This window comes from uncultured Victivallis sp. (assembly GCA_944389935.1).
Taxonomy (GTDB): domain Bacteria; phylum Verrucomicrobiota; class Lentisphaeria; order Victivallales; family Victivallaceae; genus Victivallis.
Genome location: CALXOE010000012.1, coordinates 20,965 through 47,599 on the forward strand (window position 1 = coordinate 20,965; position 26,635 = coordinate 47,599).

Sequence of the window (26,635 nt, forward strand, 5' to 3'; positions counted from 1 at the left end):
GGAATTCTGAAAAACGGTCTGACAAGAACAAGCCACCGGTCAAAGCATACACCGAGATTCCGGCGGGGATCTGCCCGGGCTGTAACATCCGCTTACAGGAAGTACATCCCGGGCGTCGGGTTACCGTTTCACGGTGATCTTCTGGCTCAGAACGTGACTCCCGCCGGGCGGGAGCGTGCGGCGGTCTTTCGAGGCGTTGACCGCTTCGATGCAGACCATCGTATGATACTCCTCGTCGCCGAAATCCGGCATCGCGTGCGACTTGTGAATCCACGGATTCCAGACCACCGTCGAGGCGCTCCCGAACTTCTCCACCACAATCGTCCGGTCGAAGCCCGGATCGAGAATTTCCACCGCGCCGGTCGTGTCAAGATAGATCCGGTCCACTTCGCAGTCAATCCGAATGTCGCCATCCTGCACACAGCCGAACGCCTCCGCTCCGACTACGCGGTTTTCGTACTCCACTGCGTCGAGGCCGCGGATCGCAATCGCTTCCGCCGATTTCACATTGAAATAGGTGTGAAGTGCATCCGTGATCACCTGTTCGCTCTCAGAGCAGTTCTTCATCGTCAGCGTCATCTGGAGAATCCGCCCGACCAGGAACTCCATGCGCAATTCAAACGCGAACGGCACCGCCATCGCCGTCACATCCTCCGGCGCAAGGACAAACGCAATCCGCGTGGCGTTCCCCTCCTCTGCAACCTCCGCGATTCGCCACTCCGAGAGCCGCGCAAATCCGTGCGCCGGCAGCTCCGGATCCGCCGCCGCTCCGAAATACGGCCAGCAGACCGGGACTCCGCCCCGAATCGGCTTATTCGCCTCAAACCAGCTCGATTTGCTCATCCAGACCACCGGGATCTCCCCCGCCGGGACGAACTTCATCAAATGCGCACCGTGCAGACAGATCTCCGCCTCGGCTTCCCGGTTGCAAATCACGGCAGTGACGAATTTGCCGGGCCCCTCCCGGAACGTCACGGATTTTGATCCGAATCTCTCATTCAACTCTTCCAGATTCATTCTTCCCTCCACTCTTCCACCGGAACGCGCGGACAGCGCCCGAGATTGGCCGCACACACCGATCCGGCGAACAACCCCTCCGACGCCGGCGCAATCCGGAGTTGAAATCCTTTCTCCGCCAGCCGGCGGTTGCCCCACAGATAAAACGCGATACAATCATCGAGATCGAGGTGCTCAAGCTCCTTTCTGCCGGGGCGCTCGAGATGAGCCGCCGCCCCGCAGATACCGGGCACCAGCCCCGTCACCCGCACATTCGACCCCGCCCGCCGCACAAAGTCGCGGAAAATCCGCCGCGCCGCCGCACTGGTCAGGCACGGGAACGCCGTGCCGCGGCCGCCGCATTCGATCCGCCTCCCCGACTCCGGCAGCTCCGCAGCCGCATAGTCGAGAACCGTCTCCTCCGCCTCCGCGTCAGAATCCGGTCCGGCAGAGACGTCGCCGGGCAGCGACCACGCAAAACTGTTCCGGAACCGCCACGGCCGTTTTTCGATGACTGCTTCCACAGGGAACGCGAACACATTCCGCGTCAGGACGATTTCGCCGGCGCTACCCGCGAGTGCATACTCCCCCGCCACCTCCGGCAGACGCATCGCGGCACGATGACGCCAGAGATCTCCGCCCGCGTTGAATTCAACGCGCGCTCCGTCCGGAGCGGTCAGACGGACCGAAACAATCAGCTCGCGTCCGCGCAGAAACTCCGTATGCTCTTCTCCCGGGGAGGCGGTGCGGAACTCGCTCTCGCCGTAAACGAGATACTCCAGCTTCGCCCACGGCCCGGGAAACACGACCGGCTCGAGTTCGACTGCGCTGACGATCCCGCGCGAAACAGCGCTCACATCCACCGTCCACAAAGCGATGCCCGATGCCATCTCGAGTTCCCGTTCGATCCGGTATTCGCAGCCGAACGGAACAATCGACTCCATATCGATCGAAGCCGACTGCGAACCGAGCGATTCGTGGCAGCGCAATTTCCTGACAAGCGCCCCCGTCTCGGCAAAACCTCCGCAGCGGACGCGGCCGAGCCTCAGCAGCGAACGCTTTCCGGCGGTCAGTTCAAACACCCGGTCGCCATCCGGACGAACCGTCCCGGTGAATCCCGGCCCGGCGATGATTTTCCCCTCTCCGGCCATGGGTTGCTCAATCGACGATTTCAAAGATTTCCTCCTCGGGCTTGTGCTGAAGCGGAGCAGCTTCCGCGGCGGCGTAACCGAGCGAAGCCAGGGCGAGCGCACTCCACGGAGCTTCGAGTCCGAGCGCCTCGTTCATCTTTTTCAAATCGTATCCGCACACCCAGCAGCTGGCCAGTCCTTCCGCGGTCGCCGCGAGAATCGCATGTTCGAGCACGATTCCGAGATCCATCTCGATGATCGAATGATCGTCTCCCGCCCGGCGCCACGCCTCTTTCGGATTCCCGAGCGCAACGAGAATCACCGGAGCTTCCGGCAGAAACCGCTGCGGGCAGGCTGCGCAGATCGCCGCGCGCATCTCCGGATTCCGAACCGCCAGAATCTTGAACGGCTGCCGGTTGCACGCCGTCGGCGCCAGCGACACCGCATAAGCGATTTTTTTGAGCAACTCGTCCGAAACCGGACGATCCGAGTAATGACGAATGCTCCGCCGGGTGGTGACAACATCGTAGAAATCCATGGAAAAACCCCCTTCCTGTCATACGGTTTTCATCTCTCCATACAATGTAGCCGGGAAGCGGCCGGAAAGCAAATTTTCCCGCCGAAAAACCCGGGATTTTCCGTGCAAAAACCGGATTTCCGTGTTATATTATAAGGACGTTGAGTGATGGATTCATAACGAAAAGAGGGCCCGATGCTGGCAAAACGTATTATTCCCTGCCTGGACGTGACCGGAGGCCGGGTGGTCAAGGGGGTCAACTTCATCGACCTCGTCGATGCGGGCGATCCGGTCGAAATCGCCCGGAAATATGATGAACAGGGAGCGGACGAACTTGTTTTTCTCGACATCACCGCTAGCAGCGATGCGCGCGAAACGATGGTCGACGTCGTCCGCCGCACCGCGGAACAGGTCTTCATCCCGCTCACGGTCGGCGGCGGGATTCGCTCGGTCGAGGATATCCGCCGCATGCTGCTGGCAGGAGCCGACAAGACTTCGGTCAACACCTCCGCAATCCTGCGCCCGGATCTGATCCGGGAAGGAGCCGAACGGTTCGGCAGCCAGTGCATTGTGCTTGCGATCGACGCGCGCAAAGTTCCCGGCGAAGAGCGTTGGATCGTCTACACTCACGGCGGCCGGAACGCGACGGAACTCGACGCGGTCGAATGGGCCGTGCGCGGCGTCGAACTCGGCGCCGGAGAGATTCTGCTCACGAGCATGGATGCCGACGGAACCTGCGCCGGATATGACTGCGAACTCACGCGCCGTGTCTCGGACGCGGTTTCCGTTCCGGTCATCGCCTCCGGCGGCGCCGGTACGCTCGAACATCTCGCCGAAGTGCTCGGGAAAGGGCATGCCGACGCGGTTCTCGCCGCAAGCATCTTCCATTTCGGGACCTATACGATTCCGGAAGCCAAGCGATTCCTCCGGAAGCGCGGTATTCCGGTCCGGGAAAATTAACGAAACTCAATCAGATCGATTCATTCACCACTTTCGGGAGAAACAACCATGACCAAGGAAGAATTGAAACTCCAGGCGCTCGCCTATCATCGCGACGGGAAACCCGGCAAAATCACCGTGAACGCCTCCAAACCCTGTGACACCGGCGCGGAACTCGCTCTGGCCTACACCCCCGGCGTGGCCCAGCCCTGCCTCGAGATCAAGGAGAATCCCGCCGCGGTCTGGGAGTACACTTCGCGCGGCAACCTCGTCGCCGTGGTGAGCGACGGCACCGCAGTGCTCGGTCTCGGCAACATCGGACCGGAAGCGGGTCTGCCGGTCATGGAGGGGAAAGCCGTGCTCTTCAAACGGTTCGCCGATATCGACTCGATCCCGCTCTGCCTCGGGAAAGTGTTCAACGACAAAGGACGCTCCGACGCGGCGAAAATCATCGAAACTGTCGAGCGGCTCGAACCGACTTTCGGCGGAATCAACCTCGAAGACATCGGCGCACCCGCCTGCTTCGAGATCGAGCAGACGCTCAAGAAGCGCATGAACATTCCGGTCTTTCATGACGACCAGCACGGCACGGCGATCATCAGTCTGGCCGCGATTCTCAATGCACTCAAACTCACCGGGCGGAAGATCGAAGAGTGCCGCTTTGTCGTGAATGGAGCGGGCGCGGCGGGGATCTCATGTTCGCGTTTCTACATCACTGCCGGTGCGAAGCGGGAAAACTTCATTCTCTGCGACTCGAAAGGCGTCATCCACAAGGGACGCACCGACCTGAATCCGGAGAAGGCCGAGTTCGCCGCCGACACCGATGCGCGCACGCTCGCCGACGCGATGAAAGGGGCGGATATCTTCCTCGGCTTCTCCGCGCCGAACTGCGTCACCGCCGAAATGGTCAAATCCATGGCGCCCTCCCCGATCATCTTCGCGATGGCCAATCCGGTTCCGGAGATCTTCCCGGATGTCGCGCTCGCGGCGGGAGCGGCGATCGTCGGCACCGGCCGCAGCGACTACCCGAACCAGATCAACAATGTGCTCGGATTCCCCGGGATCTTCCGCGGTGCGCTCGACGTTCGGGCGCGCGACATCAATGAAGCGATGAAGCTTGCGGCCTCCGCGGCTCTTGCGGAACTCGCCACCGAAGCCGTTCCCGCCGACGTGAAAGCCCAGCTCGCCGAAGCCTACCCCGACGACGCGAAAGCCGGCATGTTCGACGGTGAACCCGGCAAAATCAACATCAACTGTGTGATTCCGAAGCCGTTCGATCCCCGCGTCGTGCCCCGTGTGGCGCGTTACGTGGCCGAAGCGGCGATGAAATCCGGCGTCGCCCAACTCGAGATCGCCGATCTCGACGCCTATGAGAAAAGCGTCGCCGACCGCGTGCGGAAGTGATTTCGCGCCTCGCGGAAATAAGGGAGCCGACCGATGAGAGACAAACCCATTCCGGTCATTCTCGACACCGATATCGGGAACGACATCGATGACAACTGGGCGCTCGGGCTGCTGCTCAAAACGCCTGAACTCGCCCCGAAACTCGTGCTCTCCTGCACGGGGGACACGGAATACCGGGCACTCGTCGCGGCGAAATTTCTCGATCGCGCGGGGCGGCCGGAGATTCCGGTCGCGGTCGGCGTCCCGGCCCTCGAGCAGCCCGCCCCGGAGACGTTGCGCGAGTGGCTGGGAATCTATACGGCTTCCGACTATCCGGGGGAAGTCCGCTGTGACGGTCTCGAGGAAATGGCCCGGACCGTGGCGGACGAACCGGGGGAGACCACCGTCATCGGGATCGGGCCGCTCACCAACCTTGCGATGTTCTGCCGCCACTACCCGGGGCTCGTCTCCAAATGCCGTCTCGTAGCCATGCTCGGCTCCGTCTACCGGCATCATCACGGAGAACCGGGAGCAATCGCGGAATACAACGTCAGGATCGACATTCCCGCTGCCCAGACGGTGTTTGCCGCCCCCTGGCGGGAGATCGTCATCACGCCGCTCGACCATTGCGGGCTCATCCAGCTCGACGGGGAACGTTACCGCTCAGTAAAGGAATCCGCGGATCCGGTCGCCGCTCAGATCATCTCCTGCTACCGGGCATGGCGCGCCAGTTTCGGGCAAACCGGCGAAGCCACGGAAACCAGCACTCTCTACGACACGGCGGCGGTTCATCTCGCCTGGACGGACGCCTTCACGCAATTTGAGACGCTGCCGCTCGTGGTGGACGATCCGGGATTCACCCGCATCTCCCCGCGTTACGGCCGTCCGGTCAAAGTCGCCGTCGGCTGGAGCGATCTGGACGGATATCTGGATCTTCTCGTCGCGCGGCTGCTCAACCGGGCATGAATTCCGAGTTCTGTCATTCAACGGGAGAAAGGATCATGATGTATTTTGCCGACAATTCGCGCGGAAAAACTTACGCGAAAGATCCCGCTGTCGTCTTTTTCGGCGGCCGTTATCTCATGTACTATTCGGTTCCGCCGTGGTGGGACGGCCGCCCGAACGACGGCTGGATCATCGGGGTCGCCGAGAGTTCCGACCTTGACAACTGGACGAAACTCACCGATCTGCCCCGTTTCACGGAACTGGAGAAAAACGGCTTCTGCGCGCCGGGCGCCATCGTGCTCGACGGCAAAGTCCACCTCTTCTATCAGACCTACGGCAACGGCGCGAAAGACGCGATCTGTCACGCCGTCAGCGACGACGGAATCCACTTCACCCCGGACGCGACCAACCCGGTCTTCCACCCGACCGGTGAGTGGACCTGCGGCCGTGCGATCGATGCCGACGTGATTCCGTTCCGGGGAAGGCTCTGGCTCTACGTCGCCACGCGCGACCCGCTTATGGAGATTCAGAAACTCGCGGTCGCCTCCGCTGCACTCGACAGCGATTTCAGCCGGCAAACCTGGCGTCAGGAGTGTGACGACTCCATTCTCCAGCCGGAACTCCCCTGGGAACAGAAGTGCATCGAAGCCCCCGCCCTCTGTGAGCATGACGGGAAACTCTATCTCTTCTACGGCGGCGCCTACAACAACTGCCCGCAGCAGATCGGCTGCGCCGTGAGCGATGATGCCGTCCACTGGAAACGGGTTTCGGATTCCCCGGTCCTCCCCTGCGGCGAACCGGGCAGCTGGAACAGCTCTGAATCGGGGCATCCTTTCGCGTTCACCGCTCCCGACGGCACTCAGCACCTCTTCTATCAGGGCAACAACGACGGCGGCAAAAGCTGGTATCTCTCGCGAAAGCTCATCCGCTGGGAAAGTGGTCTCCCCTGTTTCGACCTGCCCTGACTGCCGCAGAGCCGCGAAAAAACGGGGAGCGGGGGAGCGGGGAATCTACCCGCCCGTTTCCCCCGGATGATCGACAGGAAGCAGTGAACAGCCTGCTCAAAGGCTCTGACCGCAGTCGACGCAGAGGATCTGCCCGGTGATCGAGTCGTTCCGGCAGAGGAAGAGCACTGCGGCAGTGAGGTCGTCGAGTTCGACCTTTCGCCGCAGCGGCAGCGTCGGAATCGTCCTGGCCATTTTCCCGTCGGGAAGCCACGGCGGCGGCAAAACCGGCCCCGGGGCAACCGCGTTCACGCGCAGATTCCGGGGGCCGAGTTCGCGCGCAAGTTCGAGCGTCGCGTCGGCCAGCGCCCGGCGCGACAGCGCATACGCGCCGCCGTGCGCGGAGCGGTGCGTCACTTCCTGATCGAGCAGATTCACGATCGCCCCGCCCTCCGGCAGCTCCTGCGCCGCAAACGCGCGCATGAGCGCGAGCGGACTCCAGAAATTCACCTCGAACTGCTCCCGGTCGTGCGCTTCGTTTCCGGAAACGAGTTCGTCCGTCTCGAACATCGAGGCGTTGTTGACGAGAATGTCGACCTGACCGCATTCGGCGAAGAGTTTCGCGGCCGCCCCCGGAATCGCGAAGTCGGCCATGAGGATCCGACACCGTTCGGGACGCGGCAGCGAAGCGGCAAGCTCGGCGGCCTCCTCCCGCGAATGGCGGACATGCAGAATGATATCCGCCTCTTCCGCAGCGAATGCGCGCACGATATTTGCTCCGACCCGTCGCGCGCCACCGGTGACGAGGACGGTTTTTCCATCAATTCTCATGATTTTTTCCTGTTCCGCTTTTGAAAATCCGTTTGAGGCATATTATATTCCCAGTAGGGAAAAGTTTCAACCCAGACAAGAAAGGTTGTCCGATGAAAAAGCATTTTACACTGACCGAAATCCTGGTCGTGGTCTTCCTGATCGGGGTCCTGACGGCCATCGGCTTCGGGATGTACAGCTACGCGATGAACTCCGCCAAGGAGAGCGCGGCGAAAGCGCTCCTCACCCGCCTCGAGGCCGCCCTCGAAACCTGCAACACCAAACTCGGCTACATCCCGCCGAGCGCCACGAGCGGAGAATTCAACGAGATCCGCTTCAAAATCAACGACGGGGCAAGCGAGGACGGTTCCATCGCCGAACTGACGTTCACGGAGAGTTTCGCGGCAGACAAACAGGTTGCTGCGGATTATCTGAAAGATTTCCTGCGTACCATCGATGAAGAAACGCTCAAGAAGAGCCTCCAGAAAGACAGCGCCAATAATTGTTACGTTCTGATCGACGGCTGGGGCAACAAGATCTACTACGCCTATCCCGGCAGATTCAACAAGACCGGTTATGACCTCTACTCCGCCGGTTCCGACAACCGGCTGGGGAAAGATGCCGAGTCGGTATCACCGGAAAACCTGAACAAAGCCAAGCAGGAGACGTTCAAGGACACCGCCACCAACGAGATGCTCTGCGACGACATCTGCAACTTCTGAACGGAATGAAGAGCCGAAAAAACCTGCCGGGTGCGCCCAGGCAGGTTTTTTTATAGACAAACGCGATGTTGTCCGCAGACAAGGGATGGCAGATATCATTTTTTCCGGAACTTGCCATTGGCGACTTCCACGACAATCGCCTTGGCCCGGTTCCCTTTCACCGCCGGATCCCAGATGTGCCATGCGACCAGAAGTTTAACCTGTTCCGGGGTGCCGCCCAGGTCAATGACTCCCACAGTCGTGGCATACTCGTAACGATTCCGGATCCGGAACTGTTCATCGGTGCGGATGCAGAAATTAGGCTTGCCGTAACACCCGAGCCAGAATGACCCTGCAGCGTACTTGATGGTCTGAATCCCCAACGAAGATACAAATGGAATCACATGGCGTTTTACAAACCGGAAATTCCTGTCATATTCATAGATGTAATTCTCCGTCTTCCCATCCGGCAACCCGCCGCCGACAAAAAATCTGCCGTTATGAAATTCCACGCAACCTGCCCCGTAAACGACTTCAGGCACCCGGTATTCCCGGATCAATTTCAGATCGGAGTCGTAAACCCGAATGAAATTGCGTGATTCGGCATTTCCGATTTCGCGGTTCCAGGAACCTCCGCCGTAAGGGACATACAACTTGCCGTCAACCAGACACGGATCCCCGCAATGGTAGGGTACCGGAACACTTTTCAGTACCTTGCCGTCAAAATCCGTTTTGACCAGAGTGGAGGCAAAAGACCAGTAAATGACCTCTCCGTCAGAAGCCATTCCCTGAACGTGGTCCTTGTAACTGCCCTCACATGCAATGACACTTCCAACCGGAAGTTCCGCCGGTGAAACCGCAGAAACCGGTCCGACGAACCCGGCTGTTGCAACAACGGCCCCCAGAAGACAAACGATTTTCCGCCCCAAACTCATTTGAACTCAATCCCCTTCCATGTAATAATAACGTTCATCAAAAGCCTTCAGATAATCGGAAACCGGCTCGGTATTGAAAAAAGCATCCGGTTTCGGCAAAACCGCCGCATTGACCCGGTTCTCTTTCAAGATCCGTTTCGATACGGGCTCTTCGCAGATCACAATAAACGGCATTTCGTTTCCGTTTCGGCTTCTTATTTTGCGGACCTCCCGAAGATCGCGCGGCAAACCGACCAGCGAAACAATGGAGCTGTCCGCAGCAATCGACGCAAGTACCCGGCAGAACTCAGAAGCATCAAGCCGGTCGGCTCCGGTAAGTGCCTGCGGGTTGGCCAATGACACCGTGTAAACGGAGATTTCGGGACAATCCCCGAACTGTGCCAGAATCTGTTGGAACTCGTTGACTTCCTCTGCCTCTTTCATATGCTCAAAGATAAGCAGCGCGATTTTCCCGGAAGCGTTCAGTTTCTTAAGCTCAACCCCGATCCTTGCCCCCTGGGACGCGTAGTAACCGCATTCCTTGGCGGCAAACTCCTGATCCGGCGTCCATGTAATCCCGAATACCGTGGAAACCAGAAGGCCGACAAAGCAGATGCCGGCAGCGATCCGGCCTCCCAGAGCACGACTGCGGCAGCAGACAAGAAATCCGATAAACGCCGCCAGACTGATAAGCAGCCAACACCACATGATAAGTTCCCCCCATGGGATCCGGTACTCAGAAGGAAGCCCAGCCGGCGAGTTTTTTTCCGTTCATAACCTGATACGGAGAAGCGTACACATCCCGCTCCCCGGCAAGCTCCTCGTAACGGAGTGTGCGGACGCTGCCGTCGACAAATGCGAAATTGCCACTGCGGTTCGGATGGCGCAGTGCGTGGATTCCCCAGCTGTAAGTTGCCGGGCCGCGCGACGGATACCAGAACTGCGTTGCGACACTGCCGGAAAGCGTCCAGAGGTGACATCCCCCGTTCGCATTCACCATCTTCGGGACACTGTCACCGAACACATACGGATTCGAACCGGGATGTTTAGCCATGGCCTGCAGAACGGTACTGCGTTTCACGGCATTTCCCACATGGGAATTGCAACCGGAAAGGTTCGTGTAAGGTTCATACCCCCAGGTGCAGATCGCAATGCCGTAACTTGTATCTTTTCCATCCTTGTTGTTTTTCTCATCCCATGCGAACTGCGGCTCCTCCGGGCAATGGTAGAGCTTTGAGTTATGGGTATAGAGCCGGTCCAGCACATTCGTCCAGTTGCCCCAGCCACCCGTGGCGGGAGTGTAAAGAAAACGTCCAGGAACCTGATAATCCTCATAGTCGTCAGCATAAAAAGCCATGGCGATCCCGATCTGCTTCTCATTGTTGATACAGGCGGTAGTCCTCCCGGCAGAACGGGCTCTCCCCAGCGCGGGCATCAGCATTCCAGCCAATATTGCGATAATCGCAATCACAACTAAAAGTTCGATCAATGTAAACGGATGTCTTCTCTGCATTTTTGTCTCCTTGCGGTAATTGGCCAATTCCGATCTCTGTAAGAACCTGTCGGGTTGAACACTTTTTCTCCCGGCCTGTTCGACTTCTTTTTCAGGAATGCATTTCATTTTGATTGAATTTGCCTGTTTTATCTGATATCTGCATAACATATCCCGAAATTGTTCAAAACCTGTTCAGTGGATATGACAATTCTGTTAAAAGAGGCCAGGCATAAAAAACAGATCAGAGAAACAGAGAAGCTGCGGGAACGGAAATTTTTTATTGAGCCGTCTTGCCACGGCCTTCGGCAAGCAGGATTCCGCCGCCGGTGACAAAGCAGAAAGCGACATCGCCGAGAAACGGGAAAGCGGCAAGCCCCAGCGCCAGACCGTGAATGAGCAGAATCACGCCCTCAAAGAGCGCCCCCCACGCGAGCAGCGGGAGCATCGAAGCGTATTTCCGCGGATTGAGCGCACAGCACAGATAGAGGAAGCCGATGATGCTCCACCCTCCCGTCGCCATGCGGAAGTGATAGCGGATCATCGGGTCATCGGTGACACAGCTCTTGCCCATCCCCTGAAGAACGAACTCCATCCACTCCCACGGCAGCAGCGTTCCGACGATCGAAACGCCCCACCCGAACGCCGCCGCCCACACCAGCAGCCGGCAGATCTGTGATTTCGCAACGCTCATGTCTGCCTCCGAAAGTTTTCATCGTCCGATGGAAGAATGTACCCCCTTTTTCCGGGGAAAGCAAACTTGCGGCTCAGCTTTTCCTCCGGAAAACGCTCCACGTTCGATTGCAAAAACAACCGACCGGATGTATGTTTTCCAACCGACATTGCAGAATGAGAAAGGAGAGGAAAATGGCCGGCAGATATGATGCATTGTTTGATCAGGAGTCGCTTCGCGAGATTCAGGAGTTTTTCGATAAGCGCGACCGCTGGCGGGACATTCTGGAATATCGCCAGCTCTCCGCCGAAGTCGGCCATGTGAAAAACCTCTTCTACGGCGATTCGATCACAGACATCTGGCCGCTGCATGAGTTCTTCCCGAACCACTCGGTGCTCAATCGCGGAATCGGCGGCGACAACGTCAACGGTCTCTACCTCCGGCTCGACGCCGACGTCTACGCCTACACCCCCGAAAAGGTGTTTCTGCTCATCGGCATCAACGGAATCGAGTGGCCGAAGCAGACGATTCTCGACAAAACCCGCGCCGTCGCCTCGATGATCCGGGAGCACGGCAGCAGGGTCTACCTCGGCAGCATCCTGCCGCTGCGCTCGCCGGACGCCTGGGACCGCTTCCAGTATCAGGACAAAATCGTTGAGATCAACGAAGAACAGCGGGAGTGGAGTCTCCGGAATCTCGACGGATTCCTCGACTATCACTCCCGCGTGAAAGACGCCTCCGGCCAGCTTGCGGCCGAATTCGCCCGGCCGGACGGAACGCACCTGACCTTTGCCGCCTACCGGGTCTTGTCCGACGTGGTGCGTCCGTATCTGGCGTGATCCTAGCAGACCGTACAGCGCGAAGCGCGCACGGTTCCGTCGAGGTCGCGGCAGCGGCGCACCGAGCCGATGTCATACACGGTTCCGCGCCAGATGAGGCTGCTGCCGGGCGGAATCTCATCGTCCCCCGGAATCAGGAACTCGAATGCGGCGGAAGCGCCGTCCGCCGGGGTAAATCCCCGGTTTTCCACAACCAGCGCCCGGACCGGGCGCTCAGTATACTTGACTTCGCCATCTGACAAGCCCGGCTCGAGCAGACGCAGAACCACGGTTTCGGAACAGCGGAATTCAGACATGTTCCACCTCCGCGTCCTCCGCCGGGATCTGCCCGGACTCGATTTCCCGACGGATCTCTTCACGCCGTTCCGGATCGATCCGGCGCATCTTTTCGAGCAGGAAAAGCGCCGTGCGGGCCACCTCCCGACGATATCCGCTCCCGCCGGGGAACTGATTGAGTTCGATCAGTGATTCGATGGAGGATTTCAGGTCGGTCACGGCGAACTCCCGATTGTAGGCGACGGCCGGAACCGGAATCGTCCGGTCGAACCCGTGCATAAGCTCCCAGCAGCGCAGTTCCGCCTGTTCAAGCTGGTCGACGCGGCTCGCGAGAAACTGCTTGATCTGATGATGGTCCCACGCTTTCGCCTCGGCGGTCTGCGCCGCGCGCGACGGCTGAATCAATGCCATGCCGACCACGTCGAAGAGTTCGCGCTTGAGCGCGTCGTTCTCCGAACGAATCGCGGAGGTGTCGGTTCCGGAGGGGGAAATGTAGCGGCTGATGCCTTTCTCTTCCGGGCTCTCCCAGATCGCCGCAGAGCGTGCAAGCAGGTGACTGAACTTCTCCCCCGTGCCGGAACCGCCGCCGTTCACGGCGGGTCGCGCGCCACGGGCAAAACTGTCGGAAATGACCAGCAGCCCGAACATCTGTTTGACGATGTTCATCTGCGCCTCGGATTCGTTGTTCAGGATCGCATCGGAAATCCGCACCACATCCTCGAAATAGTGGCCGCCGCCGATCCCGAATCCGTCCGGCTCAAATGACAGCAGCGCCGGAACGCATCCGAGCCCGTGACCCGCCCTGGCCGTCCGCACCACGGGGCCGTTCCCGCCGGAACGCTCGAAAATCACCGTTTCATCGCGGGTGAAAAGTTTCCGGCGCAGCGAGGGGACCGGCGGCAGAAACGGTCCGCGGTCCACGAGTTTCCGCTCCTCCACCAGCAGCCACTCGAGCTGGCCGTCGGATCCATAGGCCCAGTCAGCGACCTCGAGCGGCGACCATGCCCGCACCGCCGGCCGGATCCGTTCACGTCTCTTGCGCTCACAGTCGAGCTCCCCCGAAAAATAGGGCATCTCGACCGTCAACGCCGCTCCGCCATAGATGTTCAGCATCGTGGAGAACTGCCGCATGACCTCGTTCGCCCGCAGCCCCGTCCGGGAAAAATCCTCGACCAGCTCCGGATCGGCGCCGTCGCGCTGCGGCTCAATCGACAGAATGAACTGCGTAATCAGACGCGCAAGTTTGCGCGGATAGTTGAAGTAATAGGCGCGGCGCAGCCGTTCCGCAAACTCCGGCTCCACCTCCGACACATGGCGCACCAGCGCCCGCCGGATATACGCCTCTCCGCCGCAGTATGCGGCGCGCGAACGTTCCCACACCTCGCGGTTCGCCCGGTGCAGCGCATGCCGCCGCCGGAACAGATATTCGTAGTCCTGATTCATCGAAAGAGACCTTTCCTATTTCCGCCCCGGCGTACCCGTGCCGGCGCTGAACTAAGGAAAAATGTCAACTTTCCCGCTCAGGATCTACTCTCCGAACACCTCGGCGCGGAACGTCTGAAAAAGCGTCCCGGGCTGCCGCCAGCCGTCGGCCGGCAGCCCCGCCTTGCGTGAGAGATACTCGAGCGTCGTGCGCTGATCCCACCCCTGCTCCGGGGCGACCTGCGGCAGAAACACCGCACCCCGCCCCCCCTGACGCAGGATGATGCCGTCGACTCCGAGCTCGAATTTCAGCGGATCGGCGATCGGTTCCGGCAGCGTCAGGATCGAAACTTCAATCACCGTCTCGCGCAATTCCTCCGGCTCGAGCGGCGGAAAGCGCGGATCGGAAAACGCCGCATTCAGCGCATTCCGCACCAGATTCTCTTTCAACGGCTCAAACGGCTCGAGATTCCCGATGCAGCCGCGCAGGTTTCCGCAGCAGTCGTGCAGCGTGACGAAACAGGAACGCCGTTCATCGAGCCCCGGAATCTCCGGAGCTTCCGGCATCGGGGCATTGTGAAGTTCGCGGTCGATCACCTCCCGCACAAATGCGAGAATCCTTCGCCGTTCCTGTGTGTTGAATTCCTGCGTCATGATTCCGTCTCCCTGTTCCTCCGGAGTCCCCGGAAATTCAGTTCCGATCGTGGAAGATTCGATATGCGCTGAATGCGATGAACGCCACCGTCGGCGCCAGTCCCGCAAACACCGGATTCAGAATTCCCCCCTTGCCCAGCACGAGAAACACCTGCGCCGCAACAATGTAAACCACAATGATCACCACTGCCGTGATGATCGCGAGCAGACTGCCCGTGCGTTCATTCTTCGTCGCCAGCGGAATCCCGAGAAACACCGCAAGGAAACAGGCCCACGGGAACGCAAGCCGGTAGAAAAACACCGTCATGTAGATCGATTCCACCCGGTCGGCCATATTCGGCGTGCGCCGGATCAGATCCCAGATCACCCAGGTCGGCAGATCGTCTTTCTCCTTGATCGCATTGAGAATATCGTTCGGAGACTCATGGATCTTCTCTTCGCCGAAGCGCAGTTCCGTAAATGGAATCTGCTCGTGAATGGCCGAAATTCCCGTCCCCGACGCGGAGACGGTCAGATCTTCATTGCGGTCGTAGGAGATGAAACTGCCGTTGCGGAAACTCCACTCTTTCCGATCCGGATCGTAACTCGCCTCGGAAGCGAAAAAGTCGACCTTGCGCCCGAGCAGCTCGCGACGGACGAGCTTCTCCCGCTCCGCGCGCGGCAACCCGAGAAACCGGTCCGCCTTGGTCGGAAACACCTCGCGGATCATCTGAAGCTGCGCGGCCTCGATCGGAACGAGCACGAGCGAATCGATCATCGGATCCGACCAGTAGGTCTTGACCGTCACATTATGCTGAGTGTTGCCCGTCGTGAAATTGTTGAACAGCCAGTGGCGCTGCTGATCGCTGCTGCGGTAGGTCAGAAGCCCGCGCACGAACTGCCGTTTTTCCGTCACATTCGACTTGATCATTTCGGCCGCCCGTTCCGTGAACGGCACGAGCGCCTCGTTGAAATAGATGTTGATCCCCGTGACGATCAAGCCGACCACGAAAATCGGCCCGCCGCACCGGAAAAGCGACACACCCGAGGCACGCATGGCCGTGATCTCCATATTCTTCCCGAACGTCGCCATCGTCCACATGCAGCCCAGCAGCATCGAAATCGGCAAAATAAACCGGATATTCCCCGGCAGCTTGTACGCGAGATAAAGCAGAATGTCATGCAGCGACGCCTTGTTCTCGAGAAAATCCGAGATATCCCGATACACGTCCCCGAGAATGAAGAGAATAATGAACACCAGCAGAAGCACACTGTATTTGATCAGGAACTCCCGCAGGATATAACCGTCCAGCTTCGGCAGCGGAAACCAGCGGCGCGGAAGCAGGACCAGATCTTCGTATCTTGTCTGTTGTTTCTTTTCCATATTTTCCATATAGCGGTAATATACACCCGCATCACTGCCAAAAAAAGTTCTCTTTCAAGTTTTTTGAGGATTTGTTGCGCATTTCGCCGCCGGAGCGGGCCTTTTCGCAGAGCTTCCGGAACGAGGCCAGCAGCGATTCGGCGGTCACCCCGGGGTCGATCCGCAGCAGCCTAACCCACTCCGCCTCGAGCGAAACCGTCACGAGTCCAGCCCGGCGCAGCAGCTCCTCAAGCACTTCCCCGTCAACGGGCGCGAGAGCACGTTCGACGAGCAGATAGTCGAGATCGAGGTCGAAGATGAAACCCGCCTCCGGCACAAACTCCGCCTCCGCCAGCCGCGCCCGCAGAAAATCACTCTCGAACACCCGGCCGGCGAGCGGCCGGAACCGCTCCGGATCATTCAGCAGAATCTGCATATCCGGCCAGGAACGGTCACACACCACCTGAATCCGTTCATTCGCGCACCCCGGATGATCCGCGTGCGCCACGATCACGGCACGCTTCACCACCCCGCCGCGCAGTGCCAGATCGATCTGCTCGTCGTGACGCAGAAGCGCCAGCGCCTCCGCGATCGACGAATCGGAACGGTAGTCGAACGCTGCGACGCGGCGAAGCCGATCCGCTTCGTCCGCCGCAGCCCGCCCGAACGCCGGCAGCGTGTCGGTGTGATGATCGCAGGTGAACAGAGCGGGCGCGGAATCGAGCCCCCGCCGATAGCGCGCCCACTCGCCGAGTGCCTCGTGGTGCGAAGAAACAACCCGGATCACGCCCGCGCCTCCTCTTTCCCGCGGCCGCCGAACGGCAGAAAGAGATAGAAGCTCGTCCCTTTGCCGGGCGCGCTCTTGAATTGAATCCACCCCTGATGGTTCGAGATAATGCCGTAGGCCATCGCCAGTCCCATGCCGGTGCCCTGTCCGACCGGCTTGGTCGTGAAGAACGGTTCAAAGAGTTTTTTGCGCGTCTCGTCGGTCATGCCGCTGCCGTTGTCAGTGACGCGGATGAAGAGATAATCGGCCGGATCGACCGTTCCCCGCTCCGGCGGCGGCTCGAGCGGCACCGGCGAACTTGAAGCCGGCCCCGCTTCGATCGTCAGAATCTGTTCTCCGGGATTGTTCTCCATCGCGTCGATCGCGTTGATCATCAAATTGAGCATGACCTGCTGCAGCTGCAGTGCATCGGCCCGAACGGGTCCGAGCCCGTCGGGAACTTCAACCGAGATCGACAAATCGCGCTGTTTGCGGGGGCCGAGCAACCCGAGGCTGTTCTCAAACACCTGTCGCAGATCGAGATCGGTCACCTGATATTTTCCCTTGCGCGCAAACCCGAGCAGCTGGCTGGTCAGAGTCCCGGCCTGCTCCGCGATCGTGGAGATTTTTTCAAGGTGATCAACCACCTCAGGATTGTCGGGGTGGTGCAGAAAGTTGATCACGTCAACATGTCCGAGAATCGCATGAATGTAGTTGTTGAAATCGTGCGCAATTCCGCCGGCGAGCATCCCGAGCGCCTCGATCCGCTGGGAGTGGACGAGCTGCTCGGCCAGGCGGGCTTTCTCCTCCGCCAGTCGATTCTCTTCGGTGATGTCGCGCCCGATGAGCACAAGCAGAAGCTGCCCCCGGATCTGAATCGGCGAAAGTGAACAGCTCAACAGTTTTTCCATCGGCGTACCCGGGTCAAGACGACACTGAAACCGCACCGGCGACTCCAGCTCTCCCCCCAGCTCCAGGCCGGGACGGTCGATGATCTGCACCCGCGGCGCGAGCAGCCGGTTTTCAAGTTCGTCGGGTTTTTCACATCCGAGCAGCCGTGCGGCGGAGAAGTTCGCATCGACGATCCGCCCCTCGCGGTTCAGCATCACGATCATCTCTCCGGCATTTTCGAGCACGAGCCGGTAACGGTCCGTCCACTCCCGCAGATTTTCCTCGAGCTCTTTCGACCGCCCGTAACTGCCGACAAACGCGAAGAGAATGTCCAGCGGACTCTTGCTGCCGGAGCGGACATCCACCTCGATCTTGCTCAGGTAAATCGACAGCAGCACCCCCTGCCAGAATCCACCGATCAGCCGCGCCAGAAAGTTCCCGTCGAAAAACGTGAACGGAATCCCATAAGCCCAGGCGCTCACCTGAGAGAGCAGCATCCCGAACAGCAGAGTCGTCAGCAGTGCCGACAGAATCGCGAACGACCGTCTCAACCCGAAATTCTTCAATCGCGTATACGCGATCGGCAGAATCAGGAAATCGAACAAATGCATGAGCGCCACCACATTCATCGATTCGCGGCTGCCGGCAAACAAACTGTCCAGAGTGAGCGCCTCCGTCCCGCTCGTAAGCGAAAAACCGTACCAGTTGCACTGCAGCCTCGTCAGCTCTCCGAGATACAAATAAAGCCCGAACAGCACCGCCGCCCCGATGATGATGCGCTGCGCCGCCAACGTTCCTTCCGTGATGTAAACCATGAGATACGCGGTCAGAATCGGCAGGAAAACCACCACCCGCCCGACCTCGAAATCATACGTTCCGAACAGCACCGCGCGAATGTCCGCAGCACTGATGAAGTGCGAAAACAGCAGGAGCAGTCCCATCGACATGTAGAAAGGCACGCTGCCGATCGTGCGGCGCTGGCTGTACAGCAGCCCCAGGCCGACGAAGATGAACGTCATCTCCAGAAAGGTCAGCAAAAGTGCATGCACATGTTCCATATCACCCGTGTTCTCCCGAGGAATTACGGATTGTTCTTCTTCCGCTTCAGTTCACGCAGGTGATGTCTGCGGTCGTACATGTGAAGCTGCAACGTGTTCCAGCCGTTGTGCCAGAGCACGTAGAAAGTCGGTCCGAGCGCCACGAGCGGATTCGCATAGGTCATCGCCAGATAGATCGTGAGCGTCGTATTCTTCTGCCCTAGAACCTGACTGGCCTCGCGCCGGAACTTCTTCCCTCCCAGAAACTGCCCGACCCAGAAGTTGAACACGCAGATCACGAACGAAATCACCGCAATCTCCAGCAGAATCGTCTTCGACAGATGCGCCTGCGAATGCAGATAAGCCGAGGCGTTCGCGATGATCAGAAAAATCGCCGCGACCCAGAGGAAAAATGAAACATTCTTGTATTTTTTCGGCAGCTCCGGCGCATGTTTGCAGAACAATCTCACCGGAATCGCCGCCGCAAGCGGAATCCCGATCACCACGAGCAGGCTGTTCACCACGCTCATGAATACTCCGGGCGCCGGATTCCCGATCGCCACCGGAATCAGGAACGGCAGCAGAATCGCCATTCCGAAATTCGTCGCGAGAAACGCGCTGACCGCAAAATCCACCCGCCCTCCGAGCAGATTCACAATCACCGCCGCCGCCGTCGCCGTCGGCGTGATCCCCGTGAAAAACGCCGCCTGCGCCAGCTCATTTCCCCCGAGCGAACGCAGCAGCACCCAGCTTCCCATTCCAACCGCCACATTCGCGCCCAGAATCTTCAAGTGCGCCACCCGCACCTCGCGCCACGAAACTTTCACCTGCAGAAACACCAGGAACATCATCACCACAATGAGCCAGCGGATCAGCCAGTTGAACGCCGAAGCCCACGGGCACGCATAACCGAGAACAAACGCCGCAATCATCGCGGTCGTACGCAAATGCTGCATCTCAATGCGCCTCCCCGTCCAGAGCGAGAAACCGTTCGACCGCATCGGAGAGATCCTCCGCAACCTCGATCCCGGAAACATCTTCGTTCCGAAGCACTTCCATTCCATACCCGGTTTTGACGAGATAACAGGCCAGACAACCCGCCGCCCGCCCCGCCGCAATGTCGCTGAGACGATCACCAACCATCGCCGAATGCGCCGGATCGATGTCGAATTCGCGGCAGGCCGTCAGAATCATGCCCGGCTCCGGCTTCCGGCAACTGCACGGCGAACCGTATTTCGGATGGTGCGGACAGTAATAGAAGCGGTCGACGGCGGCGCCCTCCCGCGCCAGAAGCTCCTGAATCCGTTCATGCACCGCCTGTACATCCGACTCGCCGTACATGCCGCGCGCCACACCGGACTGGTTCGTCACCACGATCGCGAGAAACCCCGCCTCATGCAGCCGCCGCAGCGCAGCAGCCACCCCCGGCAGAATCACCGCCCTGCCGGGATCGGAGAGGTAATCGACCTCCTCATTGATCACCCCGTCCCGATCTAAAAAAAACGCTTTTGTCATCTTCTGTTCTTCATCTCTTTATTCTGGAAAGGCTCCCTGATGGAACCAGACGGATCTCCTTGCAGACCCCCTCCCCGACCGCGGCCGCTATGCGCGCGAGGAACAGATCCAGCGACGGTGCCAGCTCGCGAATCAGCGCACTGTGCCGCACCTCCAGCGACAGTACGCCCTCCTGCAGGCGCGCGGGCTGCGCACACGCGGCGAGTTTTCCCGGAATGATCTCATTCCAGTGGGTCGATATCCTGATAAACTCCCGGACCTCCCGGTCGGCAAGATTCCGGCACACTTCGCTGACCACATCGGCGATATTGACCGCCTCCTGCGTGTAGGCTGAAAACTCCACCGCGGCGCGTTCACGACCATACCAGCTGTTCAGCAGCGGCAACACCTTTCGGCGACGCCAGGTCTGTTCTTTCCGGGAAAGACTCATGGCGCCTCTCAGATATTCACGTCCAGCCCGATGAGCGACAACGGCAACATCAAGGTATGGAGGATCAGCATTCCCGGCGCAATGGCTCCGCGGATCACATAGACCAGCCCCCGCCGGAAACTGCCGAAACACATGTAACCGAGTCCGTAGGGAACCAGGAACATCCGGCAGACGTCCTTCCCCATCCGGAAGAGACAGCGCCCCGCATTGTAGACGCTGCGATAGATGTAGGGAGCGGATTTTTCCGCGGCTTTCACCGCGATCGGCGCGAGAATCGCCAGCGTGATCGGATCGAGCGCCTCCGCTTCAGGCATGGGGAAACACGTGACAACGAAAGCGGCCAGCAGACAAATTGTGATGAATCTTCTCATGATTTTCCTGAAAGTTCCGGATTTCTGTTATCTCATTCACGGCTGCTCCCGCAGCCGGTTCGTCAATTCCGCAATCAACCGTCCGGCGGCATCCGGAACAGCGCAGGCAGCCGCCCCTCTTCCGAGTCCGGCAAGTGTTTCAGGCGCGGCGAGCAGACGGTCGAACAACGCTTCGAGCCGTTCCGGGGAACACTCCGCGTTCGGCAGAAATTCGGCTCCGCCGGCCCGCTCGAGAACGCGCGCATTGTCATCCTGGTGATGTTCCGCCGCAAACGGATACGGAATCAGCACGGACGCCTTTCCGAACCGCGCGAGTTCCGCAACCGTGCTGCCCCCTGAGCGGCAGACCACGAGATCCGCCGCCCCGAGAAACAGCTCCATGCGACCGCTCGACTCCAGAAGCAGCAGCGGAAACGAGACCTCGCCATAGGCCTGTTTTGTCGCCTCAAGTTTCCCCGGCCCCGCAAGGTGGAGCAGCTGGAAACGCCTCCGCCCCTGCAGACGTTTCAGCGCCGCCGGGACCGCGGCATTGAAAATCGCCGCCCCCTGGCTGCCGCCGAAAACGAGAATCGTCGGCACTTCAGATTCGAGTTTCACCTCGAAAAGCCGTTCGAGCTCCGCCATCGCCTCCGCCCGCGAAATTCCCGCCGCAGCCTCAAGTTCGGGTCGCAGCGGCATTCCGGTCACGAGCACCTCGCAGCGGCATTTGTCCGCATTGCAGGGCGGGAACGCCGTCGCCAGCAGCTTCGCACCGGAACTGAAAAAACGGTTCGCCTTGCCGATCCGCGCATTGCCGTCGTGCAGAAACACCGGAATTCCGCGCAGATGAGCCGCCAGAATCGGCGGCAGCGAAGTGAACGATCCCATCCCGAGCAGCGCCTGCGGCCGAAACCGCTTCAACTCCCGCAGTGACGCGCCGAGCCCCCCGAGCGCGCCGAATCCGAACGCGAAAGCCGTACCGATTCCGCGCGGCGACGGCATCCGCGGCAGCGCGACGGCCGGAACACCGTACGACTCTGCGATCTCTTTCTGACGCGGCGCATTCACGCCCGAAAGCAGCAGCAACGCCTCCCCGCCGCCCGCGCGCAGGGCGCGCGCGACCGAGAGACCGGGGTAGAAATGGCCCCCCGTTCCTCCGCAGGTGATGGCCAGACGCTCAAGTTTCATGATTCTTCTCTATTTTTCCGGAACTGGCGATTCCACGGCAGAAACCAGAGCTTCGAGCGGATCGCGTTCATATATTGCACATTGTAGTTCGGGCAGATGTTGTCGAAAGCGATGGAAACGAGGATTCCCACCGCAATCAGACTCGCCATGATGTTGCTGCCGCCGTAACTGATAAACGCCGCCGGCATCCCTTTCGTCGGCGCGGCGCCGGTCACCACGGCGATGTTGATCGCCGCCTGCAGCGTGATCCCGAGCGTAAGGCCGCAGCCGAGCAGCATCCCGAGCCGCGAACGCGAGTTCATACTGATCCGCAACCCGAACCAGGTGAAGCAGACGTACAATCCGAGCACGAAAAGCATTCCGAGCAGCCCGAGCTCCTCCCCGACGATCGACAAAATGAAATCCGTATGCTGTTCCGGCAGATATTTCTGCTTCAACCTGCTCTCCATGAATCCGACCCCGGTCCAGCCGCCCGACCCGAACGCGAGCAGAGAGTTCCAGAGCTGGTAACCCCCCCCCGACCGGGTCTCCTCCGGCCGCAGAAAGGTCGTAACCCGTCCGAGCCGGTTCGGATCGAACAACACCACGTAGAGCGCCGCAAGCCCGGCAAAAACCGCCGGAACCGCCAGATAGTACCAGCGCAGCCCCGCCATCACCGCGATGGCCACGGCCATGGTCATGACCAGTGCGGTCGTGCCGAAGTCGCGCCCGATCAGGATTCCGCAGATAACCGCCCCGGAGATTCCGATCAGCGGCAGAATCCCGCGCCAGCCCCGGAGCTGATTGAAGGTCCGGATATTCTCCGAACAGTATTTCGCCACGAACAGCGCAACCGCGATCTTCGCAAATTCCGAGGGCTGAAGCGTCATCTCCAGTCCCGGCAGCCGGAATTTGATCCAGCGATTCGCCCCGTTGATCGCAGGAAAACAGAACGCCGCCACCAGCAGCAGCACGAACGACAGCCCCATCAGAACACCGCTCCACGACGCCAGTTTGCGGTAACCGATCAAAAAGGCGGCCGTGCCTCCGGCAAATCCCATCGCCGCCCAGATGATCTGATTGCGGAAGTATTTGAGTCCATCCGTATTGTAGCTGGCGGAATAGAGCATCGTCAACCCGAAGACGACGATCAGCGTCACGACAAGAAGAAGCAGACGCATCGCATTGAGCGAAACGGCGCTTTCGTACGTGTCGAGCTCTACCGGCGCGGCCGGTTCGTCATTCAGGAAGAAGCTCTTCAATCGAAACCTCCGTCACTCCAAACAGAGTTCCGCTCCGCGCGCAATCTCCGTGAGTCCGTGCGCTTTCACGTAGGCGACGGCGTCCTCATCGTCGAAGACGGCCAGCGGCGAAAGTTCAATCTTCGCATCGACCTTGCCGTCGGCGGTACGCGGAATCTTCACCCCGGCCGCCTCGAGACGACGCGCATCGCGGTCGATGAGCATCTCGCGGCAGCTCTCGACCGAATCGACTCCGGTCGGATTCTTCGTCGGCGCGAAAATGCTGCGCCGTTCGCCCTCGAGCACCATCGTCCGCTTCGCCAGCGGCATGGCGTCGAAGATGAACGACTCGAGCTTCACGGCATTCGGGCTTTCGGGCTTGACCGGGTTGCCCTGTTCATCGACATATGGAACTTTCTTGTCCGCGCGGTGCCACGGCAGTTTGAGGCTGCCGCCTGCGGTCAGGTGCTCGATGAACGAACGCGAAATCATGTGAATCGCGGGGCTCCCGGCGATGAAGCGCAGCGAACCGTCCGGATTGCGGCTCTCGGCCAGCTCCGCGGGCAGATCGCTGTATTCGATGATCTCGAGACGTCCTTTCGTCACGCAGAAGTTGCCGAGTTTCTCGAACGGCCCGGTCTTGGCCAGCATGATCGCGGACATCTCGGAGTTCTCGAGGTCATGCAGCCCGAGGAAAAGCGGGGAAACCACCGGCACGAGCGGATTGTCCACCTGGAAATACGAGAGATAATCGACCCCCTCTTTCGCCATCCGGTCGAGAGCGCCGGAGCGGCGCAGCGCCAGCAGCGTGCCGCCGTGGCCGTCCGGAGAGAGCGAGAGCGACGACTTCGTCGCGAGCAGCAGCTTGCCGTCATATCCGCACGCGGGCATCGTCCCCTGCGTGAAGAAGAACACCTGTTCCGGCTTGAGCCCGAAGAAGTTGTTTTCGAGGAAGAACTTTTCGGTCGCCTCGCGGTTCAGCAGACTGGTCATGATGTACCAGGTGAGCGGGCGTCCGAACTTCTCTCCCGCGCGCCGGATCGATTCTGCGAAGTAACGGAACAGCGGACGCCCGGTCACCGGACCGATCGGATAGGTTCCTTTCGGTCCGTCGAAGCCGAGCCGGGTTCCCTGTCCGCCCGCGACGGTCAGGCAGCTGACCTTTCCGGCCTTGAGCAGTTCGACGCCGCGTTCGATCGCGCGCTTGTACAGGGCAGCCTGTTCCGCGTCGCGCGGCACGAGCGGGAAATACGGTGCGGGGCCGAGGTCGTCCGGAATCTCGGTTTTCGGTTTGTTCAGCACATACTCCCGGATCAGATTCGCCATGACGGAGAAATCGATCGCCTCGATCTGCGCGGCGAGTTCCTCCCGCTCCGCGTCGGAAAGTTCATTCCAGAAGCGCAAAAGCTGCTCCTGACCGGCGACTGCGGTTTTCTTCAAAAGTTCCTGATAACGGTCCATGATCTCAAGCTCCTCCCGAATATGAAAAGATCGTTCCATTCGCATACATCGATGCGGCGTAAACGCCGCCGGATACAATATAACCCGTTTCCGCGTTCTCTGCCACCATCCGGCAAGAGATTTCCCCGATCTTTTCCCGAAAAAAAATTGCGCGCGGCACCATTTGCGTGTATCTTAAACCAGCAACACCGGGAAAGGGTGACCATGACGGAAAAAAAACAGAAGAAGAAACGGGGATTTTTCCGAAAAATCCTGATTCTCACATCCGGCTTACTGCTGGTGATTTTCGCGGCGGGGTTCTGGTTCGCCTGGCTGCTGTTCGGCAACGTTCCGCAGTTTGAAATCGATCCGCTGCAGCCGGAGGATTACCTGCTTATCAATAAGCTCATGGGGCGGTTTTCCCGTGAACTCATGAGCGGGGAAGGCGCGCCGGAGGAGTCCGAACTCGTGCTCTCCCCCGGGGAGGTCAATTCACTCATCCGGATCGCGGACAACGGAATCGATCTGCGCAAACCCTCCGCTTCAGGGAAAACGAAACCGGGATTCAAGAATCACAACGTCCGCTTCGAGAACGGCCGGTTCGAGATTCTCGTACCGGTCAAAACGAAATTCACCTGGCTGCGGGGCGGCGTCATCATGGCCGACATGAGCGTAAAGCCGGAGAAAGAGGGCGACAACCTCACGCTCGACATCTCCCGCGCCCGCGCCGGCTCGATCACGATGCCCGGATTCCTCGTCGACCGGTTTCGCGAAAATGCCGTAACGACCGGCCGCGCCGACGAAAACTATCAGAAATTCGACCGTTGCGTGAAATCCCTGAAAATCGACGCCGACCATAATCTGCACATCGTCTATCGACCGCGCGAATTGAGCAGACTCATCCTCTCCGGAACGCTTCTGAGATGAACATTCCGGAGTTCTGGCCCGGCCCGATGGAGGGAGTCATGACTCCGGCGCTGCTGCGGGCCGCCGCGGAGCTGAACCTCGTGCAGCGCTGGATGACGCCGTTTCTGCGCGTGACCGGCGTCCCGAAGCGGAAACATCTTGAAGCGTTTCTCGCCCCGTTTGCCGGGGAGATTCCGGTGACGATGCAGCTTATGGGGACCGATCCCGCGGCAGTGGCCGCGACCGCCGCGGCGGCAGCGGCCATCGGCGTAAAGGCGTTCAATCTGAATTTCGGCTGCCCGAGCCGCCAGGTCACCTCCGGCGGAGCGGGCGGCGGGGCGCTGCGCGACCCCGAAAGCATGATCCGCATGGTCGAGACGGTGAAGAGAGCGATTCCGGCCCTGCCGCTGTCGATCAAGCTCCGCACAGGGTGGAATGATCCGGCAGAACAGGAATTTTTTCTGCCGCGTCTCGCGGCGACGGGTTGCGTCGACACATTTTTCATCCACTTCCGGACGGTGAAGGAGCAGTATCTTTCCGTACCGGGGCGCGAAGAGCGGTTGCAGCGTTCGCTCGAACTGGCCGAACCGATTCCGGTCGTGCTGAACGGCGACGTGGCGACTCCGGAGGCGGCCGCCGCGCTGTGGAAAGCTCTCCCCGGCGCGGCCGGAATCATGTGTGCGCGCGGCTGGCTGCACGATCCGTTTCTGCTGCGGCGGCTCGCGGGACTCCCCAGCCCCGGCCCGGAGGAGGGACGCGAAACGTTTTTCCGCGCGGTCACTTCCGGCGGCTTCCCGGTCAACAAGTCGATCGAGCTCTCGAACTTCATCTGGGGGAGAGAGGGCAACCCTTATTTCCGCCGTCTCATTGCGCTGCCGCCGCACACGCTCTTTTCCGCGGAATAAACGGATGCTA

The 26,635-nt window shown here is 59.9% G+C and carries 29 protein-coding genes; 8 read left to right on the forward strand and 21 right to left on the reverse strand.

Annotation, left to right across the window (positions count from 1 at the left end; translation table 11 throughout):
* Positions 1–120: 120 nt before the first annotated feature.
* From Q0J85_RS05510 to Q0J85_RS05520, 3 genes are read right to left on the reverse strand one after another with little or no spacing between them, the layout of a single operon-like run.
* The gene (locus Q0J85_RS05510; RefSeq protein WP_294478987.1) at positions 121–1,017 is read right to left on the reverse strand and encodes a D-hexose-6-phosphate mutarotase; all 897 of its coding nucleotides are present in this window, start codon (positions 1,015–1,017) and stop codon (positions 121–123) included.
* Entirely contained in the window at positions 1,014–2,171 is a 1,158-nt protein-coding gene (locus tag Q0J85_RS05515; RefSeq protein WP_294478988.1) for a hypothetical protein, read from the reverse strand. Before Q0J85_RS05515 ends, Q0J85_RS05510 begins: the two co-directional genes overlap by 4 nt.
* Positions 2,155–2,664, reverse strand: a complete 510-nt coding sequence (locus Q0J85_RS05520) for a nitroreductase family protein (RefSeq protein WP_294478989.1) — start codon at positions 2,662–2,664, stop codon at positions 2,155–2,157. Before Q0J85_RS05520 ends, Q0J85_RS05515 begins: the two co-directional genes overlap by 17 nt.
* 174 nt (positions 2,665–2,838) lie before the next feature.
* Between Q0J85_RS05520 and hisF the strand changes: the two genes are divergently transcribed.
* Genes hisF through Q0J85_RS05540 form a run of 4 tightly spaced genes read left to right on the forward strand, consistent with a single transcriptional unit; the run spans position 2,839 to position 6,875 of the window.
* Positions 2,839–3,603, forward strand: coding sequence for an imidazole glycerol phosphate synthase subunit HisF (gene hisF, locus Q0J85_RS05525; protein ID WP_294478991.1), 765 nt, complete (start codon positions 2,839–2,841; stop codon positions 3,601–3,603).
* A 48-nt stretch (positions 3,604–3,651) separates the two neighbouring features.
* Positions 3,652–4,986 (forward strand): malic enzyme-like NAD(P)-binding protein, encoded by a 1,335-nt coding sequence (locus Q0J85_RS05530; protein WP_294478993.1) that lies wholly within the window; start codon positions 3,652–3,654, stop codon positions 4,984–4,986.
* 33 nt (positions 4,987–5,019) lie between these two features.
* Positions 5,020–5,931: a nucleoside hydrolase gene (locus Q0J85_RS05535; protein ID WP_294478994.1), complete on the forward strand. Its 912-nt coding sequence runs from the start codon at positions 5,020–5,022 to the stop codon at positions 5,929–5,931.
* Positions 5,932–5,966: 35 nt separating this feature from the next.
* On the forward strand, positions 5,967–6,875 hold the full coding sequence (locus Q0J85_RS05540) for a family 43 glycosylhydrolase (RefSeq protein ID WP_294478996.1): 909 nt from the start codon (positions 5,967–5,969) through the stop codon (positions 6,873–6,875).
* 96 nt (positions 6,876–6,971) lie between these two features.
* Here the strand turns inward: Q0J85_RS05540 and Q0J85_RS05545 are convergent, their stop codons facing one another.
* Complete coding sequence (locus tag Q0J85_RS05545) at positions 6,972–7,685, reverse strand: SDR family oxidoreductase (protein ID WP_294478998.1); 714 nt, start codon at positions 7,683–7,685, stop codon at positions 6,972–6,974.
* 92 nt (positions 7,686–7,777) lie between these two features.
* Here Q0J85_RS05545 and Q0J85_RS05550 point away from each other — a divergent pair, with 92 nt between their 5' ends.
* Positions 7,778–8,386 (forward strand): type II secretion system protein GspG, encoded by a 609-nt coding sequence (locus Q0J85_RS05550; protein WP_294479000.1) that lies wholly within the window; start codon positions 7,778–7,780, stop codon positions 8,384–8,386.
* Between the two features lie 95 nt (positions 8,387–8,481).
* On the opposite strand, the gene Q0J85_RS05555 is transcribed toward Q0J85_RS05550, so the two are convergent.
* The 4 genes from Q0J85_RS05555 to Q0J85_RS05570 all read right to left on the reverse strand — a co-directional run bounded on the left by Q0J85_RS05555 (position 8,482) and on the right by Q0J85_RS05570 (position 11,465).
* The gene (locus Q0J85_RS05555) at positions 8,482–9,150 is read right to left on the reverse strand and encodes a hypothetical protein (RefSeq protein WP_294479003.1); all 669 of its coding nucleotides are present in this window, start codon (positions 9,148–9,150) and stop codon (positions 8,482–8,484) included.
* 156 nt (positions 9,151–9,306) lie between these two features.
* Positions 9,307–9,987: a hypothetical protein gene (locus Q0J85_RS05560; protein WP_294479004.1), complete on the reverse strand. Its 681-nt coding sequence runs from the start codon at positions 9,985–9,987 to the stop codon at positions 9,307–9,309.
* A gap of 28 nt (positions 9,988–10,015) precedes the next feature.
* Positions 10,016–10,792, reverse strand: a complete 777-nt coding sequence (locus tag Q0J85_RS05565) for a type II secretion system protein (RefSeq protein WP_294479006.1) — start codon at positions 10,790–10,792, stop codon at positions 10,016–10,018.
* Positions 10,793–11,051: 259 nt separating this feature from the next.
* Positions 11,052–11,465, reverse strand: coding sequence for a hypothetical protein (locus Q0J85_RS05570; RefSeq protein ID WP_294479008.1), 414 nt, complete (start codon positions 11,463–11,465; stop codon positions 11,052–11,054).
* A gap of 173 nt (positions 11,466–11,638) precedes the next feature.
* Here Q0J85_RS05570 and Q0J85_RS05575 point away from each other — a divergent pair, with 173 nt between their 5' ends.
* Positions 11,639–12,283, forward strand: a complete 645-nt coding sequence (locus tag Q0J85_RS05575) for a GDSL-type esterase/lipase family protein (protein ID WP_294479010.1) — start codon at positions 11,639–11,641, stop codon at positions 12,281–12,283.
* Between the two features lie 2 nt (positions 12,284–12,285).
* On the opposite strand, the gene Q0J85_RS05580 is transcribed toward Q0J85_RS05575, so the two are convergent.
* From Q0J85_RS05580 to Q0J85_RS05640, 13 genes are all read right to left on the reverse strand, one after another.
* Entirely contained in the window at positions 12,286–12,579 is a 294-nt protein-coding gene (locus Q0J85_RS05580) for a hypothetical protein (protein ID WP_294479012.1), read from the reverse strand.
* Positions 12,572–14,002 carry a hypothetical protein gene (locus Q0J85_RS05585; protein ID WP_294479014.1) on the reverse strand — a complete coding sequence of 477 codons (1,431 nt, stop codon included), beginning with the start codon at positions 14,000–14,002 and terminating at the stop codon, positions 12,572–12,574. The genes Q0J85_RS05580 and Q0J85_RS05585 overlap by 8 nt, the downstream gene beginning before the upstream one ends.
* Positions 14,003–14,086: 84 nt before the next feature.
* On the reverse strand, positions 14,087–14,635 hold the full coding sequence (gene amrA / locus Q0J85_RS05590) for an AmmeMemoRadiSam system protein A (protein ID WP_294479016.1): 549 nt from the start codon (positions 14,633–14,635) through the stop codon (positions 14,087–14,089).
* 37 nt (positions 14,636–14,672) lie between these two features.
* Entirely contained in the window at positions 14,673–15,998 is a 1,326-nt protein-coding gene (locus Q0J85_RS05595) for an LptF/LptG family permease (RefSeq protein WP_294479018.1), read from the reverse strand.
* A 31-nt stretch (positions 15,999–16,029) separates the two neighbouring features.
* Positions 16,030–16,764: a UPF0489 family protein gene (locus Q0J85_RS05600; RefSeq protein ID WP_294479019.1), complete on the reverse strand. Its 735-nt coding sequence runs from the start codon at positions 16,762–16,764 to the stop codon at positions 16,030–16,032.
* Complete coding sequence (locus tag Q0J85_RS05605) at positions 16,761–18,692, reverse strand: ATP-binding protein (RefSeq protein WP_294479023.1); 1,932 nt, start codon at positions 18,690–18,692, stop codon at positions 16,761–16,763. Before Q0J85_RS05605 ends, Q0J85_RS05600 begins: the two co-directional genes overlap by 4 nt.
* A 23-nt stretch (positions 18,693–18,715) precedes the next feature.
* Positions 18,716–19,627, reverse strand: a complete 912-nt coding sequence (locus tag Q0J85_RS05610) for a hypothetical protein (RefSeq protein ID WP_294479025.1) — start codon at positions 19,625–19,627, stop codon at positions 18,716–18,718.
* A gap of 1 nt (position 19,628) precedes the next feature.
* Complete coding sequence (gene gmhB, locus Q0J85_RS05615) at positions 19,629–20,186, reverse strand: D-glycero-beta-D-manno-heptose 1,7-bisphosphate 7-phosphatase (RefSeq protein ID WP_294479027.1); 558 nt, start codon at positions 20,184–20,186, stop codon at positions 19,629–19,631.
* Between the two features lie 10 nt (positions 20,187–20,196).
* Positions 20,197–20,616 carry a DUF721 domain-containing protein gene (locus Q0J85_RS05620; protein WP_294479029.1) on the reverse strand — a complete coding sequence of 140 codons (420 nt, stop codon included), beginning with the start codon at positions 20,614–20,616 and terminating at the stop codon, positions 20,197–20,199.
* Positions 20,617–20,624: 8 nt separating this feature from the next.
* The gene (locus Q0J85_RS05625) at positions 20,625–20,987 is read right to left on the reverse strand and encodes a hypothetical protein (protein WP_294479031.1); all 363 of its coding nucleotides are present in this window, start codon (positions 20,985–20,987) and stop codon (positions 20,625–20,627) included.
* A gap of 36 nt (positions 20,988–21,023) precedes the next feature.
* Positions 21,024–22,154 (reverse strand): UDP-N-acetylglucosamine--N-acetylmuramyl-(pentapeptide) pyrophosphoryl-undecaprenol N-acetylglucosamine transferase, encoded by a 1,131-nt coding sequence (locus Q0J85_RS05630; RefSeq protein ID WP_294479033.1) that lies wholly within the window; start codon positions 22,152–22,154, stop codon positions 21,024–21,026.
* Entirely contained in the window at positions 22,151–23,395 is a 1,245-nt protein-coding gene (locus tag Q0J85_RS05635) for an FtsW/RodA/SpoVE family cell cycle protein (protein WP_294479035.1), read from the reverse strand. The genes Q0J85_RS05630 and Q0J85_RS05635 overlap by 4 nt, the downstream gene beginning before the upstream one ends.
* A 12-nt stretch (positions 23,396–23,407) precedes the next feature.
* Entirely contained in the window at positions 23,408–24,835 is a 1,428-nt protein-coding gene (locus tag Q0J85_RS05640; RefSeq protein WP_294479036.1) for a UDPGP type 1 family protein, read from the reverse strand.
* 204 nt (positions 24,836–25,039) lie between these two features.
* Here Q0J85_RS05640 and Q0J85_RS05645 point away from each other — a divergent pair, with 204 nt between their 5' ends.
* Entirely contained in the window at positions 25,040–25,741 is a 702-nt protein-coding gene (locus Q0J85_RS05645) for a hypothetical protein (RefSeq protein ID WP_294479038.1), read from the forward strand.
* On the forward strand, positions 25,738–26,625 hold the full coding sequence (locus Q0J85_RS05650; protein ID WP_294479040.1) for a tRNA-dihydrouridine synthase family protein: 888 nt from the start codon (positions 25,738–25,740) through the stop codon (positions 26,623–26,625). The genes Q0J85_RS05645 and Q0J85_RS05650 overlap by 4 nt, the downstream gene beginning before the upstream one ends.
* Positions 26,626–26,635: the final 10 nt, after the last annotated feature.

Coding starts and splice junctions, on each gene's coding strand:
- Q0J85_RS05640 (WP_294479036.1), bottom strand. CDS start 24,835: ATGGACCGTTATCAGGAACTTTTGAAGAAAACCGCAGTCGCCGGTCAG.
- Q0J85_RS05575 (WP_294479010.1), top strand. CDS start 11,639: ATGGCCGGCAGATATGATGCATTGTTTGATCAGGAGTCGCTTCGCGAG.
- amrA (WP_294479016.1), bottom strand. CDS start 14,635: ATGACGCAGGAATTCAACACACAGGAACGGCGAAGGATTCTCGCATTT.
- Q0J85_RS05570 (WP_294479008.1), bottom strand. CDS start 11,465: ATGAGCGTTGCGAAATCACAGATCTGCCGGCTGCTGGTGTGGGCGGCG.
- Q0J85_RS05630 (WP_294479033.1), bottom strand. CDS start 22,154: ATGAAACTTGAGCGTCTGGCCATCACCTGCGGAGGAACGGGGGGCCAT.
- gmhB (WP_294479027.1), bottom strand. CDS start 20,186: ATGACAAAAGCGTTTTTTTTAGATCGGGACGGGGTGATCAATGAGGAG.
- Q0J85_RS05645 (WP_294479038.1), top strand. CDS start 25,040: ATGACGGAAAAAAAACAGAAGAAGAAACGGGGATTTTTCCGAAAAATC.
- Q0J85_RS05605 (WP_294479023.1), bottom strand. CDS start 18,692: ATGGAACATGTGCATGCACTTTTGCTGACCTTTCTGGAGATGACGTTC.
- Q0J85_RS05550 (WP_294479000.1), top strand. CDS start 7,778: ATGAAAAAGCATTTTACACTGACCGAAATCCTGGTCGTGGTCTTCCTG.
- Q0J85_RS05580 (WP_294479012.1), bottom strand. CDS start 12,579: ATGTCTGAATTCCGCTGTTCCGAAACCGTGGTTCTGCGTCTGCTCGAG.
- Q0J85_RS05545 (WP_294478998.1), bottom strand. CDS start 7,685: ATGAGAATTGATGGAAAAACCGTCCTCGTCACCGGTGGCGCGCGACGG.
- Q0J85_RS05650 (WP_294479040.1), top strand. CDS start 25,738: ATGAACATTCCGGAGTTCTGGCCCGGCCCGATGGAGGGAGTCATGACT.
- Q0J85_RS05610 (WP_294479025.1), bottom strand. CDS start 19,627: ATGCAGCATTTGCGTACGACCGCGATGATTGCGGCGTTTGTTCTCGGT.
- Q0J85_RS05540 (WP_294478996.1), top strand. CDS start 5,967: ATGATGTATTTTGCCGACAATTCGCGCGGAAAAACTTACGCGAAAGAT.
- Q0J85_RS05520 (WP_294478989.1), bottom strand. CDS start 2,664: ATGGATTTCTACGATGTTGTCACCACCCGGCGGAGCATTCGTCATTAC.
- Q0J85_RS05565 (WP_294479006.1), bottom strand. CDS start 10,792: ATGCAGAGAAGACATCCGTTTACATTGATCGAACTTTTAGTTGTGATT.
- Q0J85_RS05530 (WP_294478993.1), top strand. CDS start 3,652: ATGACCAAGGAAGAATTGAAACTCCAGGCGCTCGCCTATCATCGCGAC.
- Q0J85_RS05510 (WP_294478987.1), bottom strand. CDS start 1,017: ATGAATCTGGAAGAGTTGAATGAGAGATTCGGATCAAAATCCGTGACG.
- Q0J85_RS05585 (WP_294479014.1), bottom strand. CDS start 14,002: ATGAATCAGGACTACGAATATCTGTTCCGGCGGCGGCATGCGCTGCAC.
- Q0J85_RS05595 (WP_294479018.1), bottom strand. CDS start 15,998: ATGGAAAAGAAACAACAGACAAGATACGAAGATCTGGTCCTGCTTCCG.
- hisF (WP_294478991.1), top strand. CDS start 2,839: ATGCTGGCAAAACGTATTATTCCCTGCCTGGACGTGACCGGAGGCCGG.
- Q0J85_RS05625 (WP_294479031.1), bottom strand. CDS start 20,987: ATGAGAAGATTCATCACAATTTGTCTGCTGGCCGCTTTCGTTGTCACG.
- Q0J85_RS05555 (WP_294479003.1), bottom strand. CDS start 9,150: ATGGCTTCTGACGGAGAGGTCATTTACTGGTCTTTTGCCTCCACTCTG.
- Q0J85_RS05620 (WP_294479029.1), bottom strand. CDS start 20,616: ATGAGTCTTTCCCGGAAAGAACAGACCTGGCGTCGCCGAAAGGTGTTG.
- Q0J85_RS05560 (WP_294479004.1), bottom strand. CDS start 9,987: ATGTGGTGTTGGCTGCTTATCAGTCTGGCGGCGTTTATCGGATTTCTT.
- Q0J85_RS05535 (WP_294478994.1), top strand. CDS start 5,020: ATGAGAGACAAACCCATTCCGGTCATTCTCGACACCGATATCGGGAAC.